We start from the raw sequence: 14,894 nt of genomic DNA on the forward strand, positions 1-14,894 counted from the left end.
CGGCATTTCGCGGGTGTCGTGTTCCAGCGCGACGTCGGGGGACACACTCACGACAGGATCTCCTCAGGCACATCGTCGGTTTCGGGTTCGGTGACCGGTTCGGCCGGGGTACCGGTGAGCGACAGGAACACGTCGTCGAGGGTCGGGCGCACCACCACCGCGTCGAGCACACAGACACCGGCATCGTCGAGCCTGCGCAAGGCTTCCACCATGGTGCGTGACCCGTTGCCCACCACCACCGACACCTCGTCGGTGCCGGGTTCGTGGATCGGCTCGCCGATGCCCACCTGCCCCAGGACCGACACCGCCAGGCCCGGGCTCTGCCCGGCGGCCAGGGTGACGGTGAGCCGGTCGCCGCCGATGGAGGTCTTCAGTTCGTCGGCGGAGCCGCGGGCGATGACGGTGCCCTTGTCGATCACGGTGATCCGGTCGGCGAGCAGGTCGGCTTCCTCCAGGTACTGGGTGGTGAGCAGTACGGTGGTGCCGTCGTCGACGAGGTCACCGATCACCTTCCACATGTCCAGGCGCCCGCGCGGGTCCAGACCGGTGGTGGGTTCGTCGAGCACCACCACCGGCGGCCGCGCCACCAGCGACCCGGCCAGGTCCAGGCGCCGCGCCATCCCACCGGAGTAGGTGCCGGCCCGGCGGCTCGCCGCGTGATCGAGGCCCAGCGCCGTGAGCAGCTGCTCGGCACGCTCGGCGGCCTGCTTTCGGGACATGCCGTACAGGCGGGCCACCATCCGCAGGTTCTCGTAACCGGTGAGGTTCGCGTCGACCGCCGCGTACTGACCGGACAATCCGAGGCGGGTGCGCGCGGCGGCCGGGTCGGCCAGCACGTCGACCCCGGCCACCCGCACCGAGCCCGCGTCGGGACGCAGCAGGGTGGTGACGATCCGGACGGTGGTCGTCTTGCCCGCCCCGTTGGGTCCGAGCAGGCCCAGTACGGTGCCCGCCGGAATCTCGAGGTCGATCTCCTTGAGCACGTGGACCTTGCCGAAACTCTTGGCGAGGCCGCGTACTTCTACCGCCAAACTCACGGACGCATCTCCTTCTGGGCGCCGCCGCACAGGGTGATGTCGCCCACCGCGTCGAGGTGGCGATGCAGCACGGGGCCGATCACCGCCAGCGCTTCGGGCGTGGTCATCGCCGCGTGCCTGCAGGGCAGGTCGTGGTTGTGGATGTTGCCGGTGACGAACGGCTGCCAGGCTTCGGCGCGCCGTGCCGGGTCGGCGGCGTTGATCTCGTCGGCCGCGGCAGTGAAGAACAGCAGGTCGCCGTCGAAGGTGCGTGGCCGGAAACGGTTGGCCATCACGGTGCCGTCGGCGTAGCCGGTGTAGAGCCGTTGCAGGTTCTCCACCGACAGCGCGGCGAACGGGCCCGGCTGGGCCCGCAGCAGATCCGCCGCTTCGTGCAGGTCGAGGTCGGCGGGTAGCGCCGCACCGTCGACGAGGTCGGCGCCGAACTCGCCGAGGATGTCGGCGACGCTGGGCAACGCGGTGTCGGCCCAGCGGTCGCCGAGCTGATAGCTGTCCAGCATGGCCAGCACGGCGACGTCCTCCCCGGTCTCCTGCAGCTGGACCGCCACCTCCTGCGCGATCAGACCGCCCAGTGACCACCCGAGCAGATGGTAGGGGCCGTGCGGCTGGATCGCCTTGATGTGGGCGACGTAGTGACCGGCGGCTTCGGGGATCGAGGTGAACCCTTCCTCACCGGACACGTGCGGCGCCTGCAACCCGTACACCGGGCGCGAGGGTGCCAGGTGCGCGAGCAGCCCGGCGTAGCACCAGGACAGGCCGATGGCCGGGTGCACGCAGAACAGCGGGGTGTCGTGCGGACCGGTGGACGGCCGGATCGCCAGCACGGGGTCCAGTGCCGCGGCCATCGCCGCCCCCGGGTCGGCGCCGTCGAGCCGCGCGGCGATACCGGCCGGGCTGGCATCACCGAACATCATCTGCACCGGCATCTCGTAGCCCTGTTCACGCAGTGCGGCAACCACTTTGGTGGCCAGCAGCGAGTTGCCGCCGAGTTCGAAGAAGCCGTCGTCGGCACCGATGCGCTCGACCCCGAGCACCTCGGCGAACACCGTGCACAGCGCCACCTCGGTGGGCGTCGCCGGAGCACGGTAACCCCCGGACGAGGTGAACACCGGTTCGGGCAGACGCGACCGGTCGAGCTTGCCGACCGGGCTCAGCGGCACCTCGTCGAGCAGCATCACCGACTGCGGGACCATGTAGTTGGGCACCTGTGAGCGCACGTGTTCGAGCAGCCCGGCCACCGACGGGGTCGTGCCCGCGCGGGCCTTCACATACGACACCAGCGCGGTGACCCCGGCCTGGGTGGTGTGCCCGATGGTGAGCGCGAGCTCGACCTCGGGATGGCGGGAGAACGCGACGTCGATCTCGCCGAGTTCGATCCGGAACCCGCGCACCTTGACCTGGTGGTCGGTGCGGCCCACGTACTCCACATCCAACGCGGACTTGGCACCGTCACGCCAGCGCACCAGGTCACCGGTGCGGTACATCCGCTCCCCCGGCGCCCCGTAGGGATTGGCGACGAAACGCTGCGCGGTGAGTCCCGGCCGGTTGTGGTAGCCGCGGGCCAGTGCCGATCCGGCGAGCTGGAGTTCGCCGGTGACACCGATCGGGGTGGGATGCAGCCGCCGGTCGAGCACGGTGGCCGCGACACCACGAATGGGACCGCCGATGGTGATCGGCCCCTGCGGGGTCATCGGCTGCGGCATCAACGTGACGATGGTCGTCTCGGTGGGGCCGTAGACGTTGTAGAAGTTGCGCCCCGGCGCCCAGCGGGCCAGCAGCTCCGGTGGCAGCGCCTCACCGCCGGTGAGGACGTGGGCCAGGGTCCGGATGCCCGTGGGGTCGACGGTGCCGAGGGCGGCGGTGGTGATGAACGCGTGCGTGATCCGCTCGCGGATGAACACCTGCCGCAGCTCCTCGCCACCGACCACCCCGGCCGGCGAGATCACCAGCGTCGCCGCGCCGCCGAGCGCGAACAGGATGTCGAGCTGCGCGGCGTCGAAGCTCGGGGTGGCGAAGTGCAGGACCCGGCTGCCCGGGCGCACGTCGAACCGGTCGGCGGTCTCCCCGGCGAAGTTCGACAGCCCACCGTGGGTGACGACCACGCCCTTGGGTGTACCGGTGGACCCGGAGGTGTAGACCACGTACGCCGGGTTACCCAAGCGCAGCGGACGGATCCGGTCGGCGTCGGTGATCGGCGTGTCGTCGGCACCGAGCACGGTGGCGCGGGTGTGCGGGTCGTCCAGGACGAGCCAATGGGTGTCGCCGGGCAGCCGGTCACGGTGCGCGAGCAGGGTCAGCCCGATGACCGCGCCGGAGTCGGTGAGCATGTGGCTGATCCGCTGTGCCGGGTAGTTCGGGTCCACCGGCACGAACGCCGCACCGGCCTTGGCGACCGCGAGCATGGTCGCCACCGATTCCACCGAACGCGGGATCCCCAGGGCCACCAGGCTCTCCGGACCGATGCCCCGACCGATGAGCACCCGGGCCAGCCGGTTGGTCCAGCGATCGAGGGCGTCGTAGGTGACCACGGTGTCGCCCGCGCTGAGCGCGACCCCGTCCCCGGCCCGGGCCACCGCGGCCGCGAAAACCGCGGGCAGGGTGACCGGAGGTTCGGCCCGGGCACCGTGCACCGGGGCCAGCGCGGTCCACTCGACGGCGTCGAGCAAAGCCAGATCACCGACGGCGGTGTTCGGGTCGGCGGCGACCGCGGTGAGCAACCGGACCAGCCGGTCGCCGAGCCGGCGCGCGGTGACCTCGTCGAACAGGTCGGCCGCGTAGTTCACGGCCAGGTCGATGCCGTCGCCGACCCGGTCGCCGGTCTGGGTCTCGGTGAAGGTGAACTGCAGGTCGAACTTGGCGATGCCGGCGTCGGCCTCGACCGCTTCGATCCGCAGGCCCGGCAGTTCCAGCATCCGCACGGGGTTGTTGCGCACCGACAGCATCACCTGGAACAGCGGGTGATGCGCCTGCGAGCGCGCCGGGTTGAGCACCTCGACGAGCTGTTCGAAGGGAAGATCGGCGTGGGCGAAGGCGTCGAGGTCGCGATCGCGGACGGTGTGCAGCAGGTCGATGAAGGCGCGTTCGTCGGTGACCTCGGTGCGCAGCACCAGGGTGTTGACGAACATGCCGATCATCGCGTCGAGCTCGGGATGGCCGCGGCCCGCGCTGGCGGTGCCGACGACGATGTCGTCGGTGCCGGTCACCCGGTGCAGCAGCACGGCCAGCGCCGCGTGCAGCACCATGAACATGCTGACGTTGTTGGCGGTGGCGAGGCCGCGCAACGCCCGGTGGGTGGCGGCGTCGACCGCGCAGTCCACGGTGCCGCCACGGTAGGAGGGCACCGGCGGGCGCGGACGGTCGGCGGGCACGGCCAGCAGCTCGGGCAGCCCGTCGAGGGTGTCGCGCCAGTGGCCGAGTTGCTTGCTGATCAGCGAGTCCGGGTCGTCCTCGGCGCCCAGGACCGCACGCTGCCACAGCGTGTAGTCGGCGTACTGGATCTCGGGGATCTGCTCACCCAGCGGTTCCCCGGCCCGGATACCGCGGTAGGCGGCCGCGACTTCGGCGGCCAGCGGTTCCAGCGACCAGCCGTCCATCGCGATGTGGTGCACGACGAGCACCAGCACGTGTTCCTTCGACCCCGCCACAGCGAGTGCGGCCTGGGCGGGCACCGGCAGGCCGGTCCGGTCGACGGTGATCAGCGCCGCGCGCATCGGCACCGACGTCGACAGGTCGAAACCGGGCGCGCAGAACCGTGACACCGCCGTGTCGACCTCGTGCGGTGCGGCGGTCGCGTGGAACAGGGTGACGGCGGCGACCTCGGGGTCGAGCACCAGCTGCTCGGGCTCGCCCGCGGTTTCCGGGAACACCGTGCGCAGCGTCTCGTGCCGACGTTGCACAGTGTGCAAGGAGGCAATGAGTGCATCGAGGTCGATCGAACCGTGCAGACGCAGCACCACCGGGATGTTGTAGGCCCCGGCCGATTGATCCGGGCCCTCACCGCCGACGTTGAACCGGTTGAGGAACCACAACCGGCGCTGTGCGGCCGACAGCGGAATCCGCTCGGGCCGTTGCCCGGGCAGCAGCGCGGGGCGGTCGTCGTCGCCGGAGGGCCCCGAGTCGAGCAGGGCCGCGAGCTCGGCCACGGTCGGTGAGGCGAACACGGTGCGCACTTCCAGACGCACATTGCTGGCCGCGGCCAGCCGCGCCACCAACTGGGTGGCCAGCAGCGAGTTGCCACCGATGTCGAAGAAACTGTCGGTCGCCGCCACTTCGTCGGTGCCGACCAGTTCCGCGAACACCCGGGCGACGAGACGCTCGGCTTCGGTCCGCGGCGCCCGCCCGGCCGTGGCGGTGAACTCCGGTTCGGGCAGGGCCGACCGGTCGAGCTTGCCGACCGGTGTGAGCGGCACCCGGTCCAGCAGGTTCAGCGAAGCGGGCACCATGTGCCCGGCCAGCCGCTGCGCCGCGTGGTTGCGGACCTCGGCCAACTGCGTCGGATCGGTGCCCTCGGCCAGCTGCACCCAGGCCACGATCCGGTCGTCACCGGCGATCCGGCGCACCTCGGTGTGGGCGAAACGCACCTCGGGGTGGCCACCGAGCACGGCACTGATCTCGCCGAGTTCGATCCGGAATCCACGCACCTTCACCTGGTGGTCGCTGCGGCCGAGATAGTCGAGTTCGCCGGTGGCCGTCCAGCGGACGACGTCACCGGTGCGATACATCCGGCTGCCCGCCGGCCCGGACGGGTCGGCGACGAAGCGGCCCGCGGTCAGGCCGAATCGCTGGTGGTAGCCCTGGGCAATGCCCGCCCCACCGATGTAGAGCTCACCCGGCACACCGGTCACCACGGGACGCAACCGGTCGTCGAGTACCAGCGCACGGGCACCGCGCACGGGGGTGCCGATGGTCACCGGGACACCCACCCGCAGCTCCGACATCGCGGCGATGACGGTGAACTCGGTGGGCCCGTAGGCGTTGACGAACCGGCGGCCCGGTGCCCAGCTCTGCACCAGGTCCGGCGGCACCGCCTCGCCACCGGCCATCAGGCCGCGCAGTTGCGGCAGCGGCCAGCGTTCGGCGTCCACCGAAGCGAGCACGGCAGGGGTGAGGAAGGTGTGGGTGACCTGTTCGCGGGTGAGCAGCTCGCCCAACTCGTCGCCGCCGTAGATGTCGATCGGGCCGATCACCATCTCGGCGCCGGAGTACACCGCGAGCAGCATGTCGAGCACCGAGACGTCGAAGCTCGGGGTGGAGAAGAAGAACGTCCGGGAGAACCGGTCCAGGCCCATGCGCTCACGCAGGTCCAGCGCCAGACTCACCAGGCCACCGTGGGTGACCGTCACGCCCTTGGGCAGACCGGTGGAGCCGGAGGTGTAGATCTGATACGCCAGGTCGGCGGTCCGTACCGGACGTACCCGCTCGGCGTCGGAGATCGGGGCCTCGTCGTAGCCGGCCAGTTCGGCGTGCAGATCGGGGTCGTCCATCAGCAGCCACCGGGTGTCGAGCGGGCCCGCCGCTGCACGCAGCGCGGCCTCGTCGGCGCGGGTGGTCAGGACCGCACGGGCCCCGGAGTCGGTGAGCATGTGCCGCACCCGGTCGGCCGGATAGCGCGGATCGACCGGGACGAACGCGGCACCGCTGGCCGCGACACCGAAGATGGCCAGTGCGCACTCCAGCGAGCGGGTCAGACCGACGGCCACCCGGTCGCCGGTGCCGATCCCGCGCGCGATCAGCGCCCGGCCCAGCCGGTGGGCGCGGGCCGCTACCTCGGCGTAGTCGAGCTCGCCGACCTCGCCGGCGGCGCTGCCCCCGGCGTACCAGCGCAGCGCGGGGCGGTGCGGGAACCGGGCCGCTGACCCGTCGATGATGTCGGACAGGACGACGGGCGTAACGACGGCGGGCCCCTGCGCGGGCACCAGCGCGCGGTGTTCGGCCACGGTGAGCGGGTCGAGCTCGCTCACCAACTGCCGCGGGTCGGCGGTCACCTGGGTGAGGATCCGCACGAGACGGGTGGCCATGGTTTCGACGGTGGCGGCGTCGAACAGTTCGGCGGAGTAGACGAATTCGAAGCGGTGCGTGCCGTCCGCGCCCGGCGCGACCCGCAGTTCGAGGTCGAACTTGGCGCGGGCGATGTCGAGCTCTTCGGCCGCGAGCCGCAGGCCGGGCAGTTCCAGCTCCGGTGTGCGGTCGTCCTGCATGCTCAGCGCCACCTGGAACAGCGGGTGCCGGTTGTTGGCCCGGCTGTCACGGCCCAGCGCGTCGACCACCCGCTCGAACGGCAGGTCGGCGTGGGCCAGCGCGGCCAGCTCGGAATCGCGGTCGGCGTGCAGCAGTTCGGTGAAACTGCGGGCCGGGTCCACGTCGGAGCGCAGGACCAGGGTGTTGACGAACATGCCGACGAGGTCGTCGAGCTGGATGTCGGTGCGTCCGGCCACGGCGGTGCCCACGGGGATGTCGCGACCGCCGGTGACGGTGCGCAGCAGCACCGCCAGCGCCGAGCGAACCACCATGAACAGGCTCACCCCGGTGTCGCGTGCGAGCTCGTCCATGGCGCTCTGCAGCGGCGCCGAGACCGGGCAGACCACCGTGCCCGCCACCCCGGTCGGCTCCGCCGGGCGCGGCCGGTCGAACGGCAGCGGCAGCTCGTCGGGCAGCTCCGCGAGCGCCGCGCGCCAGAAGGCGAGCTGCGTGGCGGCGATGCTGTCCGGGTCGTCCTCGGCGCCGAGCATCGCGCGTTGCCAGAGGCTGAAGTCGGCGTACTGCACCGGCAGCGGTTCACGCACCGGCGCCGAGCCCCGGGTGCGGGCCACATAGGCCAGCGCCAGGTCCCTGGTGAGCGGGCCGAGCGACCACCCGTCGGCGGCGATGTGGTGCACGACCACACCGAGCAGGTGCTCGGTGGGACCGGTGCGCTGCAACGAGATCCGCAGCGGGGTCTGGCCGGTGAGATCGAAGCCCTCGCGTGCCAGCTCGGTCAGCGCTTCGCGGGCCTGTTCGGGATCGGCGTCGACGGCCTGGACCACCGGGACCGCCTGGGCCAGTGGCAGCACCACCTGCTGGGGGCCGGAGAGGTCTTCGGGGAACACCGTGCGCAGCACCTCGTGCCGCTCCACCAGGTCGGTGAGCGCGGCCCGCAGGGCGGTCACGTCCAGATCTCCGCCGATTCGCAAGACGAACGCGATGTTGTAGGCGCTGGATTCGGGTGACAATCGATTGAGGAACCACAGCCGCTGCTGCGGCAGCGACAGTGGTATGCGTCCCGGGCGCGGGGTGTGTACCGCCAGCGCCGCCCGCTGCGTCCGGGGCGCTTCCGTGATCAGCCCGGCGATACCGGCCACGGTCGGCGCCTCGAAGATGCGCCGGACCGGCAGGTCCACCGCGAAGTCCGCGTGCAGGGCCGCGGCCAGGCGGGTGGCCAGCAACGAATTGCCGCCGATGTCGAAGAAGCTGTCCTCCGCGCCCGGGACCGGTCGGCCCAGGATCTCGGTGAACACCGCGGCCACCCGCATCTCCAGATGGGTGCGAGGCGCCCGGGAGCCGCCGCCCGCCGCGAATTCGGGTGCGGGCAGCGCCTTTCGATCGAGTTTGCCCGCGGGCGTCACCGGCATGCGGTCGAGCACCGCCAGCGCGGCGGGCACCATGTAACCGGGCAGCCGACCGCGTGCGGTCTCGAGCACGGCGGCCGGATCGACCGGGTCGTCGGTGCTGACGTAGGACGCCAGCCGCTGCTGGCCCTGCTCGTCGACGTGGACGACGGTCACCGCCGAGCGCACGCCCGGATGCTCGCGCAGCACGTGGTCGATCTCGCGCAGTTCGATCCGGAACCCGCGGATCTTGATCTGGTCGTCGGCGCGCCCGAGGAAGCGCAGCCCGCCGCCGCTGTCGACGACTACCAGGTCACCGGTGCGGTACATCCGCTCGCCGATGCGGCCGTGCGGGTTGGCGACGAATCGCTGCGCGGTGAGCGCGAGCTTACCGAGATACCCACGGGCCAGACCCGGCCCGGAGACGTACAGTTCGCCCGGTGTCCCCGGCGGCACGGGGTGCAGCCGGGAGTCGAGCACGAACAACCGCATGCCGCGCACCGGCGTACCCAACGGCACCGGATCGCCGGCCACCATGGCCGCGCTGGCGGTGACCGCGACGGTCGCCTCCGACGGACCGTACATGTTGTGCATGCGGTGCCGGTCGGCCCAGGTGCTGACGAGTTCGTCGGAGCAGGCCTCGCCGCCGACGATGACGGTGCCCAGTTCCGGGAAGTCCCCCGCGGGCACGGTGGCCAGTGCCGCCGGGGTGATGAAGGCGTGCGTGATCCGTTCCGAGCGCAGGAATCCGGCCAGTTCAGCCCCGCCGTACAGGTCGGCGGGCGCGATGACGATCGTGGCGCCCGCGGCGAAGCCGAGCAGGAGTTCCAGTACCGAGGCGTCGAAACTCGGTGAGGAGAAGTGCATGGTGCGCGCGGTGTCGGTCACCTTGAACAGCTGGGTCTGCTCGCTGGCCAGCGAGGCGATGCCGGCATGGGTGACGACCACGGCTTTGGGCGTGCCGGTGGACCCGGAGGTGTAGATGAGATAGGCGGGCTGCCCGGGTCGCATCGGGTGCCTGCGCTCGCCATCGCGCACCGGCGCGACCGAGCGGGCGGCGCAGTCGGCCTCGAAGTCGGCGGAACCGAACACCAGCCACTGCGGCGCCCGGTGGTGTTTGCCGGTGGTGGTGGGCAGCGCGGCGAGGTGTTCGGGCAGCGTGAGCCCGAGGACCGCGCCGGAATCGCCGATCATGTGCGCGATGCGGTCGGCCGGGTAGGCCGGGTCGACGGGCACATAGGCGGCGCCGGACTTGGCGACGGCCCAGATGGCGATGATGGATTCGAGGCTGCGCGGCAGGGCCACGGCGACCACCGATTCGGGGCCGGCGCCGTGGGCGATGAGACTGCGCGCCAGCCGGTTCGAGCGTTCGTCGAGTTCCCGGTAGGTGGTGTCGAAACCGAGGTAGCGCACGGCCACCGCCTCGGGCAGGCGCTGCGCGGTGGCGCCGAGCAGTTGTGCCAGCGTCCCGGCGGGTTCGGCGGGCGCACCCGAGACCGGCACCAGCCGGGCGACCTCACGCCGGTCGAGCAGTTCCAGGTCACCGATCGCCACCTGTGGCGTGGCGACGGCGGCGGCCAGCAGCGCGGTGAAGCGCCGGGCGATGGCCTCGACCGTGCGGCGATCGAAGACGTCGGTGGCGAAACCGAATTCGGCCAGCAGTGGACCGTTGTCGTGGTTGTCGCGGACCTCGAGTTGCAGGTCGAACTTGGCGACACCGGTCTCCACGGGCACGAGTTCGGCGGCGACACCGGGCAATTCGATGTTCAGCTCGGGAGTGCGGTCGTAGGACAGCATCACCTGGAACAGCGGGTGCCGCGCGGTCGAGCGATCCGGGTTGACCAGTTCGACGAGGCGTTCGAACGGCACATCGGGGTTGGCGAAGGCGTCGAGATCGGTTTCGCGGACCCGGTCGAGCATCCGGTCGAAGCCGGCCCCGAACTCGATCTCGGTGCGCAGCACCAGCGTGTTGACGAACATGCCGACCAGTTCGTCGAGCGCCGGGTCGGAGCGGCCGGCGATCGGCGTGCCGATGGTGACATCGGTGCTCGCGCACAGCCGGGCCAGCAGGGTGGCCAGCGTGGCGTGCAGCACCATGAACATGCTGACCCCGCGGCTGCTGGCGAGTTCGGCCGCCGCGCGGCGGGTCTCGGCGTCGATGGTGAACGCCACGGTGTCGCCGCCGGTGGTGCGGCGCAGCGGACGCGGCCGGTCCAGCGGCAGGTCGAGCTGGTCGGGCAGGCCGGCCAGCGCGGTGCGCCAGTGTCCGAGCTGTTTGCCCAGCGGCGCTTCGTCGTCGGTTTCCTCGCCGAGCAGTTCCCGCTGCCACAGCGCGAAATCGGCGTACTGCACGGGCAACGGAGTCCACTGTGGCGCCGTGCCCCCGGCCCGGGCGGCAACGGCCACCATCAGGTCTCTGGCCAGCGGTGCGACCGACCAGCCGTCACCACAGATGTGGTGCAGCACCACCACCAGCAGGTGCTCGTCCGCACCGATCCGGTACAGCGCCACCCGCAGCGGGGTTTCGGTGCGCAGGTCGAATCCGCGCCCGGCCACCTCGGTGACCAGCTCGGCGATCTCGGCGGTGTCCGCGTCGATCGCGACGAGTTCGGGTTCGACCGCGGCGGCCGGGTGGATCAGCTGGTAGGGCCCGTCCGGGCCGTCGGGGAAGCTGGTACGCAGGCTCTCGTGCCGATCGAGCACGTCGAGCAGGCCCGCACGCAGGGCGGTGAGATCGAGTTGCCCGGTCAGGCGCAGCGCCAGGGGCATGTTGTAGGCGGCGGCGTGTTCGGCGAACCGGTTGAGGATCCACAGCCGTTGCTGGGCCAGCGACAGCGGTACCCGTTCCGGCCGGGCGACCGGGACCAGCTTCGGGGTGGAGGCTTCGGTCCGGTGGGTGGCGAGGTAGGCGGCCAGCGCGGCGATGGTCGAGGTCTCGAAGAGCTCGCGGATGGTGAGGTTCGCCTCGAGGGTGGTGTTGATCCTGGCGACCGCGCGCGCGGCGACCAGCGAGTTGCCGCCGAGATCGAAGAAGTTGTCCTCCACCCCGATGGTGGTGGCGTCCAGGGCCAGGACCTCGGTGAAGATCTCGGCGAGCGCGCATTCCAGCTCGGTCTGCGGCGCCGCGGCGCCGGTGCTCACCCGCACTTCGGCGGCGGGCTCGGGCAGCGCTCGGCGGTCGACCTTGCCGTTGGCGCTGAGCGGCAGTTCGTCGAGCACCACCAGCGCCGAGGGCACCATGTAGGAGGGCAGGGCCCGGCGCAGCCGCGCGAGCAGGGCGGCGGTGTCGGGGACGGCGGCACCGGGCGCGGCGACCACATAGGCGAACAGGTCGTCGTCACCGGTGCGACCGCGCCGGGCCACACAGACCGCGCGGGCGATGCCGTCCTGGGCGAGCAGCGCGGACTCGATCTCACCGAGTTCGATCCGCAGGCCGCGGACCTTCACCTGGAAGTCGGTGCGCCCCAGGTATTCCAGCACACCGTCGTCGATCTGCCAGCGGGCCAGGTCACCGGTGCGGTACATACGCTGACCACGGGTGAAGGGGTTGGCCACGAACCGGTCGGCCGTCAGGTCCGGCCTGCCCAGGTAGCCGCGGGCCAGCTGCGCGCCCGCCAGGTACAACTCCCCCACCACACCGGGCGGCACGGGCCGCAGTTCCGGATCGAGCACATAGGTCTGGGTGTTCCACACCGGCGAACCGATCGGCACCGTACTCACCGCGCGTGGGCACGGCCAGTAGGTCACGTCGACGGCGGCTTCGGTGGGGCCGTAGAGATTGTGCAGTTCCGGTCCGCCCGCCGGCCCGTGCAGGGCGGCGTGGAAGTCGGTCACCAGGGCCCCGGGCAGTGCCTCACCACTGCAGAACACCCGGCGCAGGCTCGCACCGCCGCGTACGCCGGGGTCGGTGACGAACAACGACAGCATCGACGGCACGAAGTGGGCTGTGGTCACCGACTTCTCGGCGATGATCCGAGCCAGGTAGCCCGGATCACGATGCCCGTCGGGCGCCGCGACCACCAGGCGTGCGCCGACCTGGAGGGGCCAGAAGAACTCCCACACCGACACGTCGAAGGTGGCCGGGGTCTTCTGCAGGACCGCGTCGGTCTGGTCGAGCGGGTATTCGGCCTGCATCCAGCGCAACCGGTTCACGATGGCGGCGTGGGTGATGCCCACACCCTTGGGCTTGCCGGTGGAGCCGGAGGTGAAGATGACATAGGCCAGCTGCTCGGGCCGCAGTGGGGCCGGTCGATCGGCGTCGGTGAGCGGGGTGGTGTCGCGGCCGGTCACGTCGAGGGTGTCCAGGTCCACGCGCATCACGTTGCCCGGCAGTCGCAGGGCATCCCTGGCGGCGGTCAGCACGCACACCGGACGAGCCTGTGCCACTACCGCTTCGATGCGGTCGATCGGATGTTCGGGATCGAGTGGAAGGTAGGCGGCGCCGGTGGCGAGCACGGCGTACATGCCGACGACCAGGTCCACACTGCGGTGCAGACACAGACCGACCGTGGTCTCGGGACCGGCGCCGCGGGCGACGAGCTCGCGGGCGAGCTGGTTCACCCGGCGGTCGAGTTCGGCGTAACTCAGTGCGTGGGAACCGAATTCGAGGGCAAGTGCGTGCGGCGTGCGGCGCACCTGGTCGGTGAACAGGGACGTCAGCGTCGCCACGGGGACCGGCATCTCGGTGGCGTTCCAGTCCCGCAGCACCCTGGTGTGCTCGGCGGCGGTGATCGCGGTGAGGGTGTGCGCGGGGGTGGCCGGTTCGGCGGCCAGGAAGCGGGCGAGGAAGTCGAGGTAGCGATCGTGGTGGGCGGCGACTTCGACCTCACCGTAGAGCCTCGGGTTGGCTTCGAAGTCGAGCTGGATGCGCCCGCCGTCACCGTTGTAGATGTTCACCGACAGGTCTTCCACGGGCCCGGTGGCCAGCACGTGCAGCCGGCCGGTGATGTCGCCGAAGTTGAGTTCGTCGTGGAACAGCATGATGTTGACCATCGGACCGAAGAATCCGCGCGCGTCGCGGGAGTAGCCGCAGTCGCGGCGGATGTCGTCGGAGCGGTAGCGCTGGTGGCGCAGTGCGCCGGTGATCTGCAGTTCGGTCTGGCGCACCACATCGGCCACGGTGGTGCGCTCGTCGAAACGCACCCGCAGCGGTACCACGTTCGACACCACACCGGCCGAGCGGCGCAGCGCGACGGTGGTCCGGGCCGAGACCGGCAGGCTCAGTACGACATCCGGGTTACCGGTGACCGAACGGACATAGGCGGCCAGGGCCGCGACGATGAGCGCGGAGTTGGCCGAACCGTGGGTGGCGATCGCGTCGGCGAGCAGGGTGTCGAGGTCGGGGTCGAGCACCGCGCTGGCGCGATGGCGGCCCGGATCGGTGGTGTCGCCCGCGGCGGTGACCGAGGACAGCGTCATCGGCTCGCCGACGCCGTCGAGCTGTTGCATCCAGTATTCGCGGTCGGCGCGGAAGCGGCTCGACTCGCGGTAGCGCGATTCGTCGGCGTAGAGGTCGACGAGGGCGGCGGCGCGCGAGGCCGACGGTTCGCGCTGTTCGCCGATGGCGGTGTAGATCTCGGCGGTGCGGGCGAGGGCGTTCATCGCACCGTAACCGTCGATAACGATGTGGTGTCCGCGTTCGTACCAGAACCAGACACGATCGCCGATGCGCAGCACCACGTTGATGGTGAGCGGTTCGTGGTCCATGTCGATCGGGGTGCTGGCGTGCTCGGTCATCCAGCGCAGCGCGGCCGCGCGCGGATCCGGTTCACCGCGTAGGTCGATCCGGGCCCAGCCCGGGCGCCAGGAGGGGTCGACCTGCTGCTGGGGCACACCGTCGATCTCGCGGACGCGCACGTTGCCCACCTGAGTTTCCGCGCCGAATCGCTCGATCGCGTACAGCAGCCGCCCCGGGTCGAGATCGCCGTGCAGTTCGACGTAGTGGGCGATGGTGAGGGGGATGTCGGGCCGAATCCGTTGCGCGTACCACAGCGCCGTCTGGCCGGGCGAGAGAGCGAACGGTTGGCCCGAGTCCCCGTCGGTGACGCATGAGTTGACGCGGTCGGTGGCCAATGAACTCATCAAGCACTCCGTTCTGCCTTGTGTCACAACTCCCCGAGCAGCGCCCGGGCGCACGACGGCCCAGGGCGTGGCTATCCACGCCCATTGATTCGGAGTACCGCGGCAGCCGGATGGCTGCCATCTTGATTTATTTTCCGCTCAACGGATTACACCCCTGCAGCAGCAACTTTCGGCCGCTTCCCCCGGGCTGAAA

General features: G+C 71.0%; 2 protein-coding genes. Both read right to left on the reverse strand.

Translation table 11 applies throughout. The features are described from left to right. Nucleotides 1-47: 47 nt before the first annotated feature. Entirely contained in the window at nt 48-1,037 is a 990-nt protein-coding gene (locus tag ACFO5K_RS20165; RefSeq protein ID WP_378565114.1) for an ATP-binding cassette domain-containing protein, read from the reverse strand. Beyond that, the gene (locus ACFO5K_RS20170; RefSeq protein WP_378565117.1) at nt 1,034-14,701 is read right to left on the reverse strand and encodes a non-ribosomal peptide synthetase; all 13,668 of its coding nucleotides are present in this window, start codon (nt 14,699-14,701) and stop codon (nt 1,034-1,036) included. Before ACFO5K_RS20170 ends, ACFO5K_RS20165 begins: the two co-directional genes overlap by 4 nt. Nucleotides 14,702-14,894 lie beyond the last annotated feature (193 nt).

Source organism: Nocardia halotolerans (genome assembly GCF_042650145.1).
Lineage (GTDB): Bacteria > Actinomycetota > Actinomycetes > Mycobacteriales > Mycobacteriaceae > Nocardia > Nocardia halotolerans.

Excerpts from the sequence above, each read along its gene's own strand:
- ACFO5K_RS20170 (WP_378565117.1), bottom strand. The coding sequence starts at position 14,701 with ATGAGTTCATTGGCCACCGACCGCGTCAACTCATGCGTCACCGACGGG.